Source organism: Desulfovibrio simplex (genome assembly GCF_055387835.1).
Window position 1 is genome coordinate 755,949 of record NZ_AP042377.1, and the last position, 16,059, is coordinate 772,007.

Here is a 16,059-nt window from a genome sequence, read left to right on the forward strand (position 1 = left end):
CCGGCGCAGACAGCCAGAGCCCAACGGGGGGCAAAGAGCCGGGTGTTTGTGTGCATGCCGTTTGTCGGCGCACGGTTTTCCTCCGTACATGGGGCGGGCTGCGATGCCCTCCGGCAGGCTCGCGGGTGGGTATCACCCAGCTTGCTATGGGCCGCAGTCCGTTATGAAATGCATGTTACATTCATATAATAGATTTGATTGATTGATATATTTTAAAAAATGAAATTATTCACAATTATTTGATATGGTTAAATCACCACGATTGAAAACAGACATACGCGCTGTTCACAGGTATATCTTCCAGGATTGGCCTCACTTTTTGCGCACAGTGTTGACAGCATTTAAATGATATATATTTGGTAATTGCTTCGTTGTACCTCTCACCCGTAAAGTGAGATCAGAAGAAGCAGCCCATCCTTGCCCCAAACGGAGGATGGGCTTTTATCAGCCTGTGCCCCTGCGCCGCCTCTTCGAACGACAGATCCCAAAACAGTCAGTTGGGCGCACCCGTGCGCCAAGCGCCCGCACCTTCGTGTGACTGGCTCTTGCCCGGGGATTGCGAAAAATCTGGAGAAGTACGCAGCCGGGTCACGTTGAAGATGTCAGAGGGCAGTGCGCGCGCCTTCGGAAGGATGTTGGCTGAGGCATGCAATGTGGGTATGGAATTGGGCAATGCTGTGCCGAACGGTTGTTTTTGCGGAAAAACAGATGTGACGGTATTGCCGGCGTTTGTATGTTGCAATGGGCGCACTCGTGCAGGTGGCCGGGTGGCGTGAGAAATCAGACGCGCCACACAGGCAAGGGAGGCTGCGCCTGGAAGAAAAGGTCGCAGGCTTTTACAGGGATGCCATTGGATTCAGGCGGAAAAATTCGTGTCAGTATCCTTGAGTTTTTTCCAGACCGTCACGCGGCTGATTCCCAGGGCATCGGCGAGAGCCTTCTTGTTGCCGCTGTGGTGTTTCAGCTCCTCATCAAGAATAAAACGTTCCATTTCGGCCATGGTGCCACGGGGAATACTGAGGCAGTCCGGAGCAGCCTCTCCGTTGGAGGCCCTTTTCTGGCGCTGGCGGTGGCGGCGCATGACGTCTGCCAGCAGGGCGGTAAAATTTTGGCGGCCATTATACAGGGTGAAGGCGCGCTCGAGGATATGCTCAAGTTCCCGCACATTGCCAGGCCAGTCGTGAGCGTAGAGGTCAGCCAGGGCGTCTTCATCCAGGTGAAAATCCTTGGGCAGAAAACCGCCGTGATTTTTTTTGATAAAATGGGTGACAAGCGCGGGTAAATCTTCCTTGCGTTCACGCAGGGGTGGGATTTGCAGCGGGAGAATGTTGAGGCGGAAAAAGAGGTCGTGGCGAAACGTTCCTGCCTGCACCATGGCAAACAGGTCTCGGTTGGATGCGGCTATAACGCGCACATCAATATTGACCACCCGGTCGCCACCAATACGGAAAATTTCTTTTTCCTGTAGTGTGCGCAGCAGGCGCACCTGGGTTGCAAGGCTCATTTCGCTGATTTCATCCAGAAACAGCGTTCCCCTGTGCGCCATTTCAAACATTCCGGGTTTGCCGCCCTTGCGCGCCCCGGTAAAAGCCCCTTCATCATAGCCGAAAAGTTCGCTTTCAAGCAGGTGTTCCGGCAGGGCCGCGCAGTTCAGCGCCACAAATGGCCCCTTTTTTCTGTCGCTGTAATTGTGGATGCCCTGTGCCAGAAGCTCTTTGCCGGATCCTGTTTCTGCTTCAATGAGTATGGACGCCGAGCCCTTTGCGTAGCTCTTGGCTTCGGCTATTACCGGGCCGAGCGTGGTCTTTGACCCGACAATGTCTGAAAAAGTGTATTTGGCTATCAAGCCCTTATGGGCCAGTTGAACACGGGCTTCAGCTTCAATGCGCTGGATTTTGGACAATTCCTGAAACGTAATGATGGTTCCCCGGTCATGCTCACGCACCCGGATGGGAACCCGGTTTACGATGAACGTTTTGCCCTTGAGGGTTATCATGCTGTCCACCGCGTAATCGCCGTTGCCCAACATCTGGCTCAGCTCCGGTGAAGCGCCGTTGCTGCCCAGTTCCATGCCAACCACCTTTTTTCCGTGCAAATCAAGCATGGCCTTGGCGGGGCGGTTGCAGATCTCCACCGTCTTGTTCTTGCTGACAGAAATGATGCCGTTGATGGAATAGTTGATAATATTGTTCAAGCGTCGTGAACGGGTGCGTTCCTTAATGTGCTGATCCACAATATTACGGGCGGAAAGTACCGCCTGGTGCACGCTGGCGGAACTGGATCGTATGAGGTAGTACGGCAGCCCCAGTTCAGCCGCCTTGTCAATAACGCAACCGCCGAATCCCACCACTGCAATGGGCCCGAATGAGGGCATCTGTTTGACGATTGCGTCGAACTCTCCGTCATTACGATAAATGACCTGCTTGAAGTTCTTGATTTTGGCAAAAGAAGCCAATGCCTCAATATCCGTGCTCAGACGGCTGTCATACGTAATGCAGAGCAGGTTCTGGTGCTTGTCCAGGGCTGCGCGAAAGGGCTTGATAATATCATTGGTCATTATCTGTATGGGCACCACGGGGATATTCACCATCTGCTGGATGGCCGTTGCGGTGCCTGCCTGACTGATAATGACGTCATACTGGTTTTGCGTCTGAAAAGCATAGATATGCCCGTCATTGGATATGCCGCCTTCATGAACATCCACCTCGACCCCAAACTGTCCGGCATAATGACGCACCAGTTCTGCCATCTCTTCATAGATGGAAACGCAGAGGATTCTGGGCTTGAAGTTGACAGGCAGCATAAAATTTCTCCCTTCAAGAACGGCATGCCCTGATGGCCCTGCGCGTCGGCTCTAAAGGTGTGACGGGCGCATCCTGTAACGCTCGCAAGCAGCTGCGCAGTGTTCAATGGCGCAACCTGTCCTGCGGTGAAAAATAATTTAAAAAAATAATTAAATTAGTATGTTAAATCAGTTTTTCACGGGTTCCAGCAGCGTTCTAGGATTGTTCATATAATTATCACACAAATTAACGAATGGCGATAGCACCGAAATTTTCAAGCGTGGAGGGGGGTTGTCTTCATAAAAAAAAGCAGGGCGGGGAATGATGGGGGTCATTCACGGCGCCTTTTGCCTCTCTTTTTGAAGAGAAGGTGTGTATGTATAGAGCATTTTAACTTCGAAAAAGTGTAAATGCCCTAAGAAAACTTTCAGGAGCACCACCGCCGTGGCCAGCGGTCATCATCCGCCGGAATTTTCATCAGGCATGTTGCCATGAAAATCCCGGCACTCCTTTTTCACAGCCGCGCGCATTCCTCATTCCCCCCTCATTCCCCGCATTCTTTTTTCTCTCTTCCTTCTTCGGCTTTGTTCTGAGGCGGGCGCTGTGCGTTTTGTTCTGCCGGTTAACAAAATTAACATGCCTATGAAAAAAATAAACATTTCTGGCTGGAAATTTCGCGCAGGAAATGTGGAAATTTATATAACAGACTTAATTCATTAAATTTATACATGTTGGTACAGTTACTGCTCATACATGCATACAATATACATAGGCAGATTGTCTGATGGGCATGCGCCAACATCATTCAGGCCGGGATCATCCAATTTTGCCACAAGGCCATACGCGGGTCTGTTTAAGCCAAATGCCCAAAACTGCGCCAGTGCCTTTTCGCAGTCCTTTTACCGCCATGTGCCAACTAGGAGAAAAAATGCTGAACAAAGAAGAAGTTCGTGCACGCATCGGCTCATTCGTAGGGCAGGAAAACATTCTGATAAAGCAGGAAGACCTCATCTGCTACACCTATAATGCAGGCGGAGCGGCTCCTTCGTCCTATCTACCCATTCTGGTGGCGCTGCCTGGCACCGCCGAAGAGGTTTCGAAGGTTGTGGCCTTCTGCAACCAGAACAAGATCAGCATCGTTCCCCGCTCGCAGGGCAGCGGCCTCAGCGTCAACGCCATTCCTGAAAGTGACTGTTCCATCATCATATCCATGCAGCGCATGAATACCATTAACGTTGATCCTGAAACGCTCACAGCGGTGGTGGGGCCAGGCGCCATTACTTCAGAAATCAAAAAGGCCGCCGCTGTTCACGGTTTGATGTACCCCCCTGATCCGGCCAGTTTCACGTTTTCCTCAATCGGCGGCAATGTGGCCACCGATGCCGGCGGCCTGCAGTGCGTAAAGTACGGAACCACAAAAAACTATGTTTCCGGCATGCAGGTGGTGCTCGCCTCCGGGGAGATCATCCGCGCGGGCGGGAAGTGCATCAAGGATGTTACCGGCTACAATCTCACCCAGCTCTTTACCGGCTCCGAGGGAACGCTGGGCGTCATTACCGAAATCACGCTCAAGCTGATTCCCTTGCCGCAGGCCAAGCGGGCTATCCGCGTGGCCTTCAGCGAAATTGAAAACGCCGCCAAGGCTGTTTCCGCCATCATGACCAGCGGCGTGGTGCCGTCCATTATGGAATTTCAGGAGCAGACCCTGATCCGCGCTGTTGAGGACTACACCCATGCCGGTTTGCCAGTGGATGCTGGCGCCATGCTGCTTATTGAAGTGGATGGAGACGTCTCCACCCTGAAGCCTCAGGCCGACGTCATACAGCGTGTTTGCGAGCAGCTTGGCATGATAGATTTTCATGTGGCTGAAACGGCGGAAGAAGCGGAACAACTGTGGGTAGCCCGCCGTTCCGGCCTGCCGGCCCTTGCCCGTGTTGCCAAGGGCCGCCTTGGTGGTGACCCCGCGGTGCCCATCAACAAGCTTGCTCAAGCCGTGCATATGCTTTTTGAAGTGGGCAAAAAATACGGCATAAAAGTGAGCTGCCAGGGCCATGCAGGCGACGGCAACATTCACCCGCATTTTTTCTTCAATTCTGACGAGGAAAAAAAGACAGCCGCCAAGGCCCGGTCCGAATTCCACTACGAAATCATCAAGATGGGCGGCACCGTTTCCGCCGAACATGGTGTGGGCAGAGAAAAGTCACCCTATATCGTCAAGCAGCTGGGTGAAGCCCAGGTAAATGCCATGCTGGCCATCAAGAAAGCTCTTGATCCCAATAACATCCTGAATCCGGGCTGTATTTTCGGAGGCCAGGCATGAGCGCCACCCTGGACGAACTGAAGGCTGCCGCCCTCAAGTGCACGCGCTGCGGGCAATGCCTCACCATCTGCCCTGTTTACGGAAAAACTTACGAAGAAGCGACCTCTTCACGAGGAAAAATCTTTCTCCTGCGTTCGCTGGCTGACGGCACGGTTGTTCCCACCGCGGATCTGATGGATCTGGCGGCGCGCTGTACCCTGTGCATGCGCTGCAAATCCATCTGTCCCTCGGGCGTAAACACTACAGACCTTATCATGGCCCTGAGGCATCAGCTCAAACAGGAAGGAAAGCTGCCTCTTGCCAAAAAAATCGCCTTCAAAGTTCTGATCAAGGGCCGGCTGTTCGACATAGCCATGTCGCACGGCAAGCCGTTCCAGTCCATGCTGTTCAAACGCAGCCCCAACGGGCGCGGCAAGATATCCCGTTTGCCTTTGCCGATGGCCGGCCTCAACAAACGCCGCATCATACCAGAATTCTCTGACGCGCCCTTACGAAAGCTGGTGCCTGCCGTCAGCAAGCCCATTGGCGCCGTGCGGGCTCGTGTCGCTTTTTTCCCCGGCTGCATGCTCAACTACGTTTATGCCGGGACGGGCAGGGATCTTATCAAGGTTCTGACAGCCAACGGCGTTGAAGTGCATTTGCTGGACAAGCTTCAGTGCTGTGGCACGCCCCTGTTCTCATCTGGCGATTTCGAGGGGGCGGCCCTGCTGGCTGAAAACAATGTCCGCGCCCTGAGCAACGGCAGTTTTGACGCGGTCATTACCGGCTGCGCCACCTGCGGCTCGGCTCTGAAAAAAGAATACGGAGCTGTCCTGCAGAACAGCAGCGCAGGCGCAACATGGGAAGGCCTGAAAGACAGGGTGTTCGACGTTTCTGACTTTCTCCTCAAGCTGGGGCCTGTCGAATACAAGCGCGAGCTGCCGTTGAAGGTTACCTATCATGACGCCTGTCATCTGGTGCGGGGCATGGGAGTTTCCAGGCAGCCTCGCGATCTTATCCGCGCCATACCCGGCGTCAAGTTTGTGGAAATGAAGCGTCCGGATGTTTGCTGCGGCTGCGCTGGAACATTCAGCGCCACGCACTACGACCTGTCACAGCGAATCCTCGGCGATAAAATCGACGACATTCTGTCCACAGGAGCGGACGTGGTGGCCACCGGCTGCTCCGCCTGCAAGATGCAACTTATCGACGGCCTTACGCAAAAAGGTTCATTGATTACGGTGATGCATACGGCCGAACTGCTTGGGAAAGCCTATGACATATAGGGTCGAATCTTTTGAGGGACGCCTGACGTGCGGATGGTAGCGCAGGCTGTGCGTCAGGCGTTTCAATACGGGTCCTCCGGACAGGCGGTTTGCCCGGCGGCAGTGCAACAGGGCAGTCGCGCGACGGCATGATCTTTCCGCAACAGTCGGCGGGCTGGCGGCAGGGCCATCGTACCACAAAGAAAACGAGGAACAGAAAATCAATGAAGAAACAGAGCAGACTCATCCAGGGGAACGCCGCCATCGCACAGGGGGCATTCTATGCCGGAGCGCGGTATTACGCCGGCTACCCCATCACCCCATCTTCGGAAATAGCGGAAATCGCCTCGCGTGAACTGCCCGGTCTCGGCGGGGTTTTCATGCAGATGGAGGACGAAATAGCCAGTATGGGCGCCATTGTGGGAGCATCGCTGGTTGGCGTCAAATCCTTCACCGCAACCAGCGGCCCCGGCTTTTCTCTCATGCAGGAAAATCTGGGCATGGCCACCATGGGCGAGGTGCCCCTTGTGGTTGTCAACGTGCAGCGTTCCGGTCCTTCCACAGGGCTGGCCACCAAACCTGCGCAGTCCGACATCATGCAACTGCGTTGGGGGCGTCACGGCGATCAGGAAATCATCGCGCTTACGCCAAGCTCGGTGCAGGAATGTTTTGATCTGACGGTAAAGGCTTTCAACCTTTCTGAAAAATACCGTGTGCCCGTCATCATGGCTCCCGAAGAAGTGGCCGCCCACATGCGCGAAAACATTGTCATCCCCGAAGCGGGAGAGATTGAGGTTGTAGAGCGCGCCACCCCCACGTGCGCCCCGGATTCATACAAGCCTTTCTGCTTTGACGAAGGAGCTGTGGCCCCTCTGGCCCGCTACGGCAGCGAATACACGTTCCACATCACAAGCTCCATGCATGGCGAAGACGGCTATAGTTGCAACAGCCCCGAAAATGCCGCCCGCCGTGTGGCTCAACTGCATACCAAGATAGCCGCGGGACGCGATGAAATAGTCATGACGCGTTACTTCGGCGTTGAGGACTGTCATACGCTCATCATCACCTCTGGCGTGGTTACACGAGCCGCGCGCAGCGTAGCCCGGGAGGCCAATGCTGCCGGGAGCAGTGTGGGCGTGCTGCAACTGCAAACCCTGTGGCCTTTTGCTGATGCTGAGGTTCGTGAAGCCGCGCGTAAGGCAAAACGGATTATTGTGGCTGAAATGAACTACTCCGGACAGCTTGCGGGAGAAGTGAAAAAATATGTGTCGGATCCTTCACTGGTGACGGGAGTAACGACCTACAACGGCAGCATAATGACACCCGCCCATATTGCGAAGGCATTGCAGTAAAGGAGAATCAGGCATGTCACAGGCACTTTCACGCTCCCTGCTCAACAGATCCGCACTGCCACTCATGTGGTGCGCTGGTTGCGGCAACGGCATCGTCCTGAACGCGCTGCTTTGCGCCATGGACGAGCTTGATATGAAAAAAGAAAACGTTCTGATCGTCACGGGCATCGGCTGCTGGGGCAAGGCTGACGACTACATCTCGGCCAACGCCCTGCACGTCACGCACGGACGCGCCCTGGCCTTCGCCACCGGCGCCAAGGCGGCCAATCCCGAACTCAACGTCGTTGTGCTCATGGGCGACGGCGACGGCACCACCATCGGCGGCAACCACCTCATCCATACAGCGCGCCGCAACATGGACCTCACCGCCATCATCGTCAACAACCTGAACTACGGCATGACGGGCGGGCAGTATTCGGCCACCACACCCAGCGGGTCCATCACCAGCACATCCATCGGCGGCAACCCGGAGCGTGGGTTTGACGTGTGCGGTCTGGTGAGCGCGGCGGGCGCAAACTATGTGGCGCGCGAATCCGTTTCCAGCGGGATGCGCCTCAAAAACAGGATTGTCAGTGGGATCAGAAAAAAAGGGTTTTCCCTCATTGAAGCCATGAGCCCCTGTTCAACCCTGTTCGGCCCGCGCAACAAAATGCGCCAGCCGGTGGAAATGCTGCGCAACCTCAAAGAAAAAGCTGTGTCGCAGGCCAAGTTCGATTCCATCGAAAATGCCGAAGACCAGGGATATTTTGTCGCAGGCGTCATCGCAGACCGGAATATTCATGATTTCAGCACGCGCTACGAGGCCGAGCGTGAAGTGATTATGTCCGCCAGAGGGAGGAAATAGCATGGCTCATTACGAAGTTCTCATGGCGGGTTCCGGCGGTCAGGGCCTTGTGTTCTGCGCGTCATTTCTGGCCGAGGCCGTCATTGCCCACGGCATGAACGTCGTGCAGACGCAGTCCTACGGTATTTCACAGCGTGGCGGTTTTATCAGCGCCGAGGTGCTGATGGATGAGGAGGAAATTCTCTTTCAGCAGGTCAGCAAACCCGACGTCATCATCGCCCTGAACGAGGTGGTGGGCGCGCGTTACGACCATATGGCCGTGCCCGTTGTTTATGACACGTCACTCATGAAGCCCCGTTCCATGTCTAACTGGTTGGGCGTGCCCATGACCGAGATTGCCCGCGAACTGGGCGCGCCCAAGTCCGCCAACCTGGCCGGTCTTGCCGCCGCCATGACCGTGAGCGGCGCAATGCCCGTGGAAGCCCTGCTGCGCATAGCCGAACACAAGGGCAAACCCGATGTAGCCAGATTGAACATGGAAGTGATCAGGCGGGGCGCGGCCGCAGCCGAATCCGCGCGGGGAGGCAACTAATGGCTGCTGAAAAGAAAAGTTTCAATGTCCAGGTGGACGCCGTGCTGTGCAAGGGCTGCGGCTACTGCAAGGAACTCTGCCCCAAGGGTGTGTACGCTTTCGGCAGCGAATATAACGAGTCCGGCTACACCTTCATGACTGTGGCTGACATGGATGCCTGCATAGGCTGTCGCACTTGCATGATGGCGTGTCCCGATTTCGCCATTGAAGTTGTTGAACAGTAAGCGCCGCGCTGGAGAAGCTGCCATGGTATACGCCAGTTTTGATGAACTTGAGGCCGCTGTGATGAAAAAAGCCCGCAAAAGCAGGGTGGCGGTGGTGGAAGCCGCTGACGGGCACGTGCTTGAAGCCGTACGGCATGCCACAGATGCCGGCCTTGTGGAGCCTCTGCTTTTCGGCAACAGAAAAAATATCGTGGACAACCTGGAGCGTCTCGGCCTGGCGGCCGACGCCTATGAGGTTGTGGAAACCACGGAGCCCATCGAATCCGCCGTGCAGGCGGGCATTGCCGTCAAGGAAGGCCGGGCGGATTTTCTGCTCAAGGGGCTTATCCAGACCGGCGTGCTGCTCAAGGGCCTGTTCAGGGAAGAAACCGGCTTTCGCACAGGGCGGCTCATCTCACACATGAACATCGTTCAGGTTGCCAGCTATCCCAAACTGCTGGCCCTTTGCGATGCCGCCATCAACATTGCCCCGGACCTGGAGCAGAAGCGCGTCATTATCCAGAACTCGGTGGACGCCCTGAACCGCATGGGCATCGACATGCCCAAGGTCGCCGTGCTCGCCTCCTCCGAAAACGTCAGTGAAAAGATGCCCGAAACGCTTGATGCGGCAAAACTGAAGGAAATGAACGAAAACGGCCTCATTACCAACTGCGTGGTGGACGGGCCCCTGTCTTTCGACCTTGCGGTAAGCCCCGAGGCCGCGGAAACCAAGGGTTATTGCAGCCCGGTGGCGGGCGATGCCGATTTGCTGGTGTGCCCCAACATCGTCAGCGCCAACGTGCTCATCAAGTGCCTGCGCCACATGGCCCATGCCCTGACCGCCGGCATAGCAGTGGGTGGACGGGTGCCGGTGGTGCTCAACTCGCGGGCCGCCAGCGCTGAAGACAAGTTCAGAACCATGGTCCTTGCGGCTTCGGCCGCAGGTTAGGCACCACCGCTCCCGGACACCTCCATCCCCACCGTGTATTTGCCATGCACGGACTCCCTGCGGGCCGCGGCAATATGCGTTTTTTCCCGCATTATGCCGCGGCTCGCAAAACAGGGGACATGCAACACGTTTTGATCGTTACACAAGGAAATGTCATGCCGGACAGATATACCATACTAGCCATCAATCCCGGTTCCACCTCCACCCGGATCGCGGTTTATGAAAACCAGGACATGCTGTTTCAGAAAAAGGTGGACCACCCGGCCGAATCATTGCGTGGCTTTGAAAGCAATGTGGCCCAGTTTCCCATTCGCCTGAAAGCCATTCTCAATGCTCTGCAAGAAGAAAATTTTGACCTGACGCGGCTTTCGGCCGTGGCCGGGCGCGGCGGAAAGCTGCCGCCGCTCGAGCAGGGGGCCTATGTTGTCGACAGCGGAATGCTCGACTTTTTGCGCCACAGGCCCATTGACGACCATGCCTCCAACCTCGGCGCGCTGCTGGCCTATGAGATAGCCAATCCTCTGGGCATCCCCTCCTATATCTACGACGCCGTGGTCATGGATCAGATGGAGAACATCGCCAAGCTGTCCGGCCTGCCCGAAATCCGCCGCAAGGCTTCATGCCACGCTCTGAACATGCGCGCCATGGCCATCAAGGGCGCGCACAACAACGGCTGGCATCTGGCGGACAAGAACATCATTGTTTGCCATATGGGCGCGGGCATCAGTGCCACGGTCATTCACAAGGGCCGCATGATCGACGTCATCACCGACGAGGAAGGCCCGTACTCGCCCGAGCGCTCTGGCGGACTGCCCAACAGGCAGCTTGTGGACCTTTGTTTTTCCGGCAAGCACGACCGCCTTTCGGCCACCAGAAGAACCCGTGGGCAGGGCGGGCTCATGGCCTATCTTGGCACCAACGACGCCCTTGAAGTGGAACGGCGCATCAAGGCCGGGGACGACGAGGCCCGGCTGGTCTATGAGGGCATGATCTATCAGGTGGCGAAAAACATCTCCTCGCTGGCCGCGGTGATCAACGGCGAGGTTGATCTGGTCGTGCTTACCGGCGCGTTGGCCAATTCCGGTTTCATCATTGAAAGGCTCATGCCCCGCGTCAAGTTTCTTGGCAACGTAGTGGTGCTGCCGGGCGAAAACGAACTGGAAGCTCTTGCCTACGGCATTCTGCGCGTGCTGCGCGGCGAAGAGGGTTCCCATACGTTTTGTGAACCCGGAAAGTAAGTTGGGGCTGTTTGTTGCTGGGCCTTTTTACACCAGGAGAACCATATGGATGCGATTGAACGACTGCTTTTTTCTGTGGAACTTCCCAAGATGGCCCGCATCAGGCAGACCTTTGACGATACCAGGCTTGACGATGTGCCAGCCGCGGTGCGGCAGGCCCTGGCAGGATGCCCCGCTTACCAGAGGATACAGCCTGGTGCCAGGCTTGCCGTCACTGTGGGCAGCCGCGGCATAGCCTCCCTGGGAGCCATAGTCAGGGCTATTGTGGATGCCCTCAAGGAACGCGGGGCCGAACCCTTCATCGTGCCGGCCATGGGCAGCCACGGCGGCGCGACCGCCGAGGGGCAGTTGTCCCTGGTCAACGAACTGGGCGTGACGGAAGAAAGCGCGGGCTGCCCCATCCTCTCCAGCATGGAAGTGGTGCAGGTGGGGCAACTGGCGGACGGCTTTCCCGTGTATATGGACAAATACGCCTACGAGTCCGACGGGGTGGTCATTTTCAACCGTATCAAGCCCCACAACGCTTTCCGCTCCCGTCACGAAAGCGGGTTGCTGAAAATGCTGGCCATAGGGCTCGGCAAGCACCATGGCGCCGAAAGCACGCATACTCTGGGCTTTGGCCATATGGGGAGGCTTATTGAGGAGGTAGGCGGCGAACTGCTCAACACTAACAAGATTGTGCTTGGCGTGGCCACCATTGAAAACGCCTATGACAAGGCAAAGGAAATTGTGGCCTGTGGGCCGGAAGACATGGCGGAGGTCGATCGTGAAGGCCTGAAACGGGCCTTTGGCAACATGCCGCGCCTGCTGTTCGACAAGCTGGATCTGCTGATCTGCGACGAAATAGGCAAGGAGTTTTCCGGCGGCGGCATGGACGGCAACATTATCGGCCGGTATTCCACACCCTTTATAAACGGTGGGCCAGACATCACCCGCATCGTGGCCCTGGGCCTTTCCAAAAGGTCTCACGGCAATGCCAATGGCATGGGCCTGGCCGATGTGGTGCCCGAATCCTTTGTCAAGGATGTTGACCTGTTCCAGGTCTATACCAACTCCATCACGTCGGGCGCCACACCCTCGGCCCGCACGCCCATGCACCTGGCCACAGAGGAACTGGCGATCAAGGCGGGGCTCAAAACCGGGTATGCGTCCGACACCACAAAGGCTTTGGTCATGCGCATTCCCAATACCCTGCACCTTGGCGAATGTTTCATTTCTGAAGCCCTGCTGCCTCTGGCGGAAAAGACAGAGGGCGTGACCGTGCTTGGCGAAGCCAGACCCATGAACTTTGATGCGGCGGGGAAGTTGCTAGACCAGTATTGATTACAAATTGTGTCGGGTGCAGGCAGGGGACGGACTTCTGCCAGTGTGTGTTGGTATGATCGGAATTGTTAACGTGTATATCGAAAAGGAGATGGCAAATGGTACAAGATGTGTCAAATCCCAGCTATATCCGAATGCACCCGGACGACAACGTTGTGGTTGTGGCCAATGACGGAGGGCTGAAAGCTGGAACCGTCTTTGCGGACGGTCTGACCATGCGCGAGGATACGCCTCAGTCGCATAAGGTGGCCACCTGTGACATTGATGGGGGTGCTCCCGTGATCCGTTACGGGGTGGTGGTGGGCATTGCTAAGGATCGGATACACCGGGGAAGCTGGGTGCAGGAAAAAATGCTGCATATCCCGCCCGCGCCCGACCTGGACGCCATCGCCGCCATGCAGCCCCAACAGTATGCGCCCCTGGAACCTCTGAAAGGATACACCTTTGAAGGTTTCCGTAATGAAGACGGCTCCGTCGGGACCATGAATGTCCTGGGCATTACCACCACCGTCAACTGTGTTGAAGGCGTGGTGAACTATGCGGCCAAACGCATCAGAGAAGAACTCCTTCCAAAGTATCCCAATGTGGACGGTGTGGTGGCCCTGAACCATGCCTTTGGCTGCGGTGTGGCCATTGACGCGCCAGATACGGCGATTCCCATCCGTACCGTCCGCAACCTGGCCCTGAACCCCAACTTCGGCGGCACCGTACTGGTGGTGAGTCTCGGCTGCGAGAAGCTGCAGGTGAACCGCCTGCTTGAGCCGGATCCGGCCCCGTTTGAAAAGCACGCTCCCTTTGTGGTCACTTTGCAGGACGAAAAGCATGTGGGCTTTGAATCCATGGTTGCGGACATCATGGTCCTGGCTGAAGAGCGTTTGCAGTTATTGAACAAGCGCAGGCGCGAAACTTGTCCGGTCTCGGACCTGGTCGTGGGCATGCAGTGCGGCGGGTCCGACGCCTTTTCGGGAATGACGGCCAATCCGGCCTTGGGTTTTGCCGCAGACCTGTTGGCCAGGGCTGGCGCGACGGTCCTGTTTTCGGAGATGAGCGAAGTGCGCGACCGTGTGGACCTGATGGCGGAGCGTGCCGTTGAGCGCAAAACCATTGAGGATCTGGTGACCATCATGAAGTGGAACGACGGCTACCTCGGTCGGGGCGGGGCCGACCGCACTGCCAATACCACTCCGGGCAACAAGATGGGGGGATTAAACAATATAGCTGAAAAGTCCATGGGCACGTTAGTCAAATCCGGAACAACGCCTCTCATGGGCGTTATCAATCCGGGCGACAAGCTTCCCAAGGACCACAAACCTGGCATCTATTTCAACGCCACTCCCTCCAACGACTTTCTTTGCGGCACCTTACAGATGGCGGCGGGCATGAACCTGCATGTCTTCACCACTGGCCGGGGGACGCCCTACGGTCTGGCTGCGATTCCCGTAATCAAGGTATCGACACGGACCGAACTTTACAATCGCTGGCCGGATCTGATTGACGTCGATGCTGGCCCCATTGCTACAGGCGAATCCACCATAGAAGAAAAGGGTTGGGAATTATTCAAGCTGTATATCGAAGTGGCCAGTGGTCGAAAGAAAACCTGGGCGCAGCATTGGGGGCTAAACAACAGTATTGCCATTTTCAACCCCGGGCCGGTGACTTAATTAATACACAATATTATAAAAAACGTTAGGTTCAGCATCCTTATAGATTCCAGCACTGTGGTTTTTAGTCACATGGTGTCCTGGGAGCAGCCGGGGAAATTATCTTTTAAACCTAAGGGGAAGCTATGGCTGAGACCACATTTGACATTAAAACAATGATAAAGTGGGGATTGGCGCTGGCCTCTGTGGCACTGGGCGCCTGGGTGGGCATGATGCAGCCCCCCGAGGGTCTGTCGCCCCAGGCCATGCGCGCCATGGGCATTCTGATATGGGCCGTGGGCTGGTGGGTTACCAGAGTTGTGCCGGAATATATGACGGCCCTCATGATGTGTACCCTGTGGGTGGCCTTCAAAACCGCAAAATTCACCACGGCCTTTTCCGTCTTTTCCACAGGAGCGTGGTGGATCATGCTGGCCGCCTTCGGCATGGGAGCCGTGGCAACCAAGGTGGGCCTGGTCAAAAGGATAGCCCTTTGGGTGCTGACCCTATTTCCTTCCAGCTTCAATGGTCAGATAGTGGGGCTTATCTGCGCTGGAACGGCCGTCAGCCCGTTTATTCCCAGCCAGACGGCCAAGGGCGCCATGTCCACGCCGCTGGCCATGGCCATCAGTGACACTCTTGGCATTGAGCGCAAAACGCCTCCGGCCGCCGCCTTGATGGTGGCCAACTTCATCGGTTTCAACATTATGGGGCACATCTTCCTGTCGGGCAGCTTCTCACACTATACGCTGCTCAACGTACTACCGCCGGAATACCAGAACATCTCCTGGGGCAACTGGCTGCTCTGGGCGCTCCCCTGGGGCCTGACCATGGCCATAGGCATGGCGGTCGCGCTCATGTTCTTCTACAAACCCAAAGAAAAACTTGCGCTGCCCGCCGGCTTTGCCAAACAGGAACTGAAAAAGCTTGGAACCATGGGCAAGACAGAACGTTCTGTCATGATCATCATCAGCCTCTGTCTGCTGTTCTGGGTCTTCGAGTGGCTGCACGGCATTTCATCCAGCGTGGTGGCCCTCACCGGACTGAGCGCGCTCATTGGCTTCAACTTTTTGACCACACAGGATTTTCGCAACGGCATTGACTGGCCCAGCATGGTGCTGGTGGGCTGTGTGCTGAACATGGCCGCCGTTCTCAAAGAACTCAAGGTCGACCTGTATCTGTCGAATGTGCTCCAGGGCAATGTGGCTCTGCTGGGCGGTGCCGCCGTGGTTCTTCTGGTGACAGTCGTGGCGCTGGTTTACCTGATCCGCTTTGTCTTCATCAACATGACCTCGCTGACTTCGATCATGTGTCTGGTTCTGGTGCCCCTGATCCTGCCCATGGGCTACCATCCCTGGATTGTCCTGTTCGTTGTCTATTCTTCGGCCAACGTTTTTCTCATCCCCTACATGAGCACGCAGTACATGGCCGCTCAAGGCGGCGTGCGCTGGGAACTGGCCAAACACTCGGACGTGTTCAAGGGTGCCGTTCTTTTCCAGGTGGTGGCTCTTGCGGGCGTTGTCATCAGCGTTCCCTGGTGGAAGATGCTCGGCCTGCTGCCCTGACAGAAACCATCCATGCCCGGGGAATGCGCTTGTCTTCCCCGGGTGGGTATCCCATAACTAGGAGGG

At 56.2% G+C, this 16,059-nt stretch carries 12 protein-coding genes; 11 read left to right on the forward strand and 1 reads right to left on the reverse strand.

Annotation, left to right across the window (positions count from 1 at the left end; all coding sequences use genetic code 11):
• Positions 1-856: 856 nt before the first annotated feature.
• The gene (locus ACZ5DH_RS03085) at positions 857-2,803 is read right to left on the reverse strand and encodes a sigma 54-interacting transcriptional regulator (RefSeq protein ID WP_464255693.1); all 1,947 of its coding nucleotides are present in this window, start codon (positions 2,801-2,803) and stop codon (positions 857-859) included.
• Between the two features lie 908 nt (positions 2,804-3,711).
• Here ACZ5DH_RS03085 and ACZ5DH_RS03090 point away from each other — a divergent pair.
• From ACZ5DH_RS03090 to ACZ5DH_RS03140, 11 genes are all read left to right on the forward strand, one after another.
• Positions 3,712-5,103: an FAD-binding oxidoreductase gene (locus tag ACZ5DH_RS03090; protein ID WP_464255694.1), complete on the forward strand. Its 1,392-nt coding sequence runs from the start codon at positions 3,712-3,714 to the stop codon at positions 5,101-5,103.
• Complete coding sequence (locus ACZ5DH_RS03095) at positions 5,100-6,368, forward strand: (Fe-S)-binding protein (protein ID WP_464255695.1); 1,269 nt, start codon at positions 5,100-5,102, stop codon at positions 6,366-6,368. Before ACZ5DH_RS03090 ends, ACZ5DH_RS03095 begins: the two co-directional genes overlap by 4 nt.
• 203 nt (positions 6,369-6,571) lie before the next feature.
• Positions 6,572-7,699: a 2-oxoacid:acceptor oxidoreductase subunit alpha gene (locus ACZ5DH_RS03100; protein ID WP_464255696.1), complete on the forward strand. Its 1,128-nt coding sequence runs from the start codon at positions 6,572-6,574 to the stop codon at positions 7,697-7,699.
• A 13-nt stretch (positions 7,700-7,712) separates the two neighbouring features.
• Positions 7,713-8,543, forward strand: coding sequence for a thiamine pyrophosphate-dependent enzyme (locus tag ACZ5DH_RS03105; RefSeq protein ID WP_464255697.1), 831 nt, complete (start codon positions 7,713-7,715; stop codon positions 8,541-8,543).
• A 1-nt stretch (position 8,544) separates the two neighbouring features.
• Entirely contained in the window at positions 8,545-9,075 is a 531-nt protein-coding gene (locus tag ACZ5DH_RS03110) for a 2-oxoacid:acceptor oxidoreductase family protein (RefSeq protein ID WP_464255698.1), read from the forward strand.
• Positions 9,075-9,299 (forward strand): 4Fe-4S dicluster domain-containing protein, encoded by a 225-nt coding sequence (locus ACZ5DH_RS03115; protein WP_464255699.1) that lies wholly within the window; start codon positions 9,075-9,077, stop codon positions 9,297-9,299. The genes ACZ5DH_RS03110 and ACZ5DH_RS03115 overlap by 1 nt, the downstream gene beginning before the upstream one ends.
• 22 nt (positions 9,300-9,321) lie before the next feature.
• Positions 9,322-10,227: a phosphate acyltransferase gene (locus tag ACZ5DH_RS03120; protein WP_464255700.1), complete on the forward strand. Its 906-nt coding sequence runs from the start codon at positions 9,322-9,324 to the stop codon at positions 10,225-10,227.
• 155 nt (positions 10,228-10,382) lie between these two features.
• Complete coding sequence (gene buk, locus ACZ5DH_RS03125; protein WP_464255701.1) at positions 10,383-11,465, forward strand: butyrate kinase; 1,083 nt, start codon at positions 10,383-10,385, stop codon at positions 11,463-11,465.
• A gap of 45 nt (positions 11,466-11,510) precedes the next feature.
• Positions 11,511-12,788: a nickel pincer cofactor-dependent isomerase, group 22 gene (locus tag ACZ5DH_RS03130; protein ID WP_464255702.1), complete on the forward strand. Its 1,278-nt coding sequence runs from the start codon at positions 11,511-11,513 to the stop codon at positions 12,786-12,788.
• A 98-nt stretch (positions 12,789-12,886) separates the two neighbouring features.
• Positions 12,887-14,449: a galactarate dehydratase gene (gene garD, locus ACZ5DH_RS03135; RefSeq protein WP_464255703.1), complete on the forward strand. Its 1,563-nt coding sequence runs from the start codon at positions 12,887-12,889 to the stop codon at positions 14,447-14,449.
• Positions 14,450-14,574: 125 nt separating this feature from the next.
• A complete protein-coding gene (locus tag ACZ5DH_RS03140; protein WP_464255704.1) occupies positions 14,575-15,993 on the forward strand; it encodes an SLC13 family permease in 1,419 nt (472 codons plus the stop codon).
• Positions 15,994-16,059 lie beyond the last annotated feature (66 nt).

Coding starts and splice junctions, on each gene's coding strand:
- ACZ5DH_RS03085 (WP_464255693.1), bottom strand. CDS start 2,803: ATGCTGCCTGTCAACTTCAAGCCCAGAATCCTCTGCGTTTCCATCTAT.
- ACZ5DH_RS03090 (WP_464255694.1), top strand. CDS start 3,712: ATGCTGAACAAAGAAGAAGTTCGTGCACGCATCGGCTCATTCGTAGGG.
- ACZ5DH_RS03095 (WP_464255695.1), top strand. CDS start 5,100: ATGAGCGCCACCCTGGACGAACTGAAGGCTGCCGCCCTCAAGTGCACG.
- ACZ5DH_RS03100 (WP_464255696.1), top strand. CDS start 6,572: ATGAAGAAACAGAGCAGACTCATCCAGGGGAACGCCGCCATCGCACAG.
- ACZ5DH_RS03105 (WP_464255697.1), top strand. CDS start 7,713: ATGTCACAGGCACTTTCACGCTCCCTGCTCAACAGATCCGCACTGCCA.
- ACZ5DH_RS03110 (WP_464255698.1), top strand. CDS start 8,545: ATGGCTCATTACGAAGTTCTCATGGCGGGTTCCGGCGGTCAGGGCCTT.
- ACZ5DH_RS03115 (WP_464255699.1), top strand. CDS start 9,075: ATGGCTGCTGAAAAGAAAAGTTTCAATGTCCAGGTGGACGCCGTGCTG.
- ACZ5DH_RS03120 (WP_464255700.1), top strand. CDS start 9,322: ATGGTATACGCCAGTTTTGATGAACTTGAGGCCGCTGTGATGAAAAAA.
- buk (WP_464255701.1), top strand. CDS start 10,383: ATGCCGGACAGATATACCATACTAGCCATCAATCCCGGTTCCACCTCC.
- ACZ5DH_RS03130 (WP_464255702.1), top strand. CDS start 11,511: ATGGATGCGATTGAACGACTGCTTTTTTCTGTGGAACTTCCCAAGATG.
- garD (WP_464255703.1), top strand. CDS start 12,887: ATGGTACAAGATGTGTCAAATCCCAGCTATATCCGAATGCACCCGGAC.
- ACZ5DH_RS03140 (WP_464255704.1), top strand. CDS start 14,575: ATGGCTGAGACCACATTTGACATTAAAACAATGATAAAGTGGGGATTG.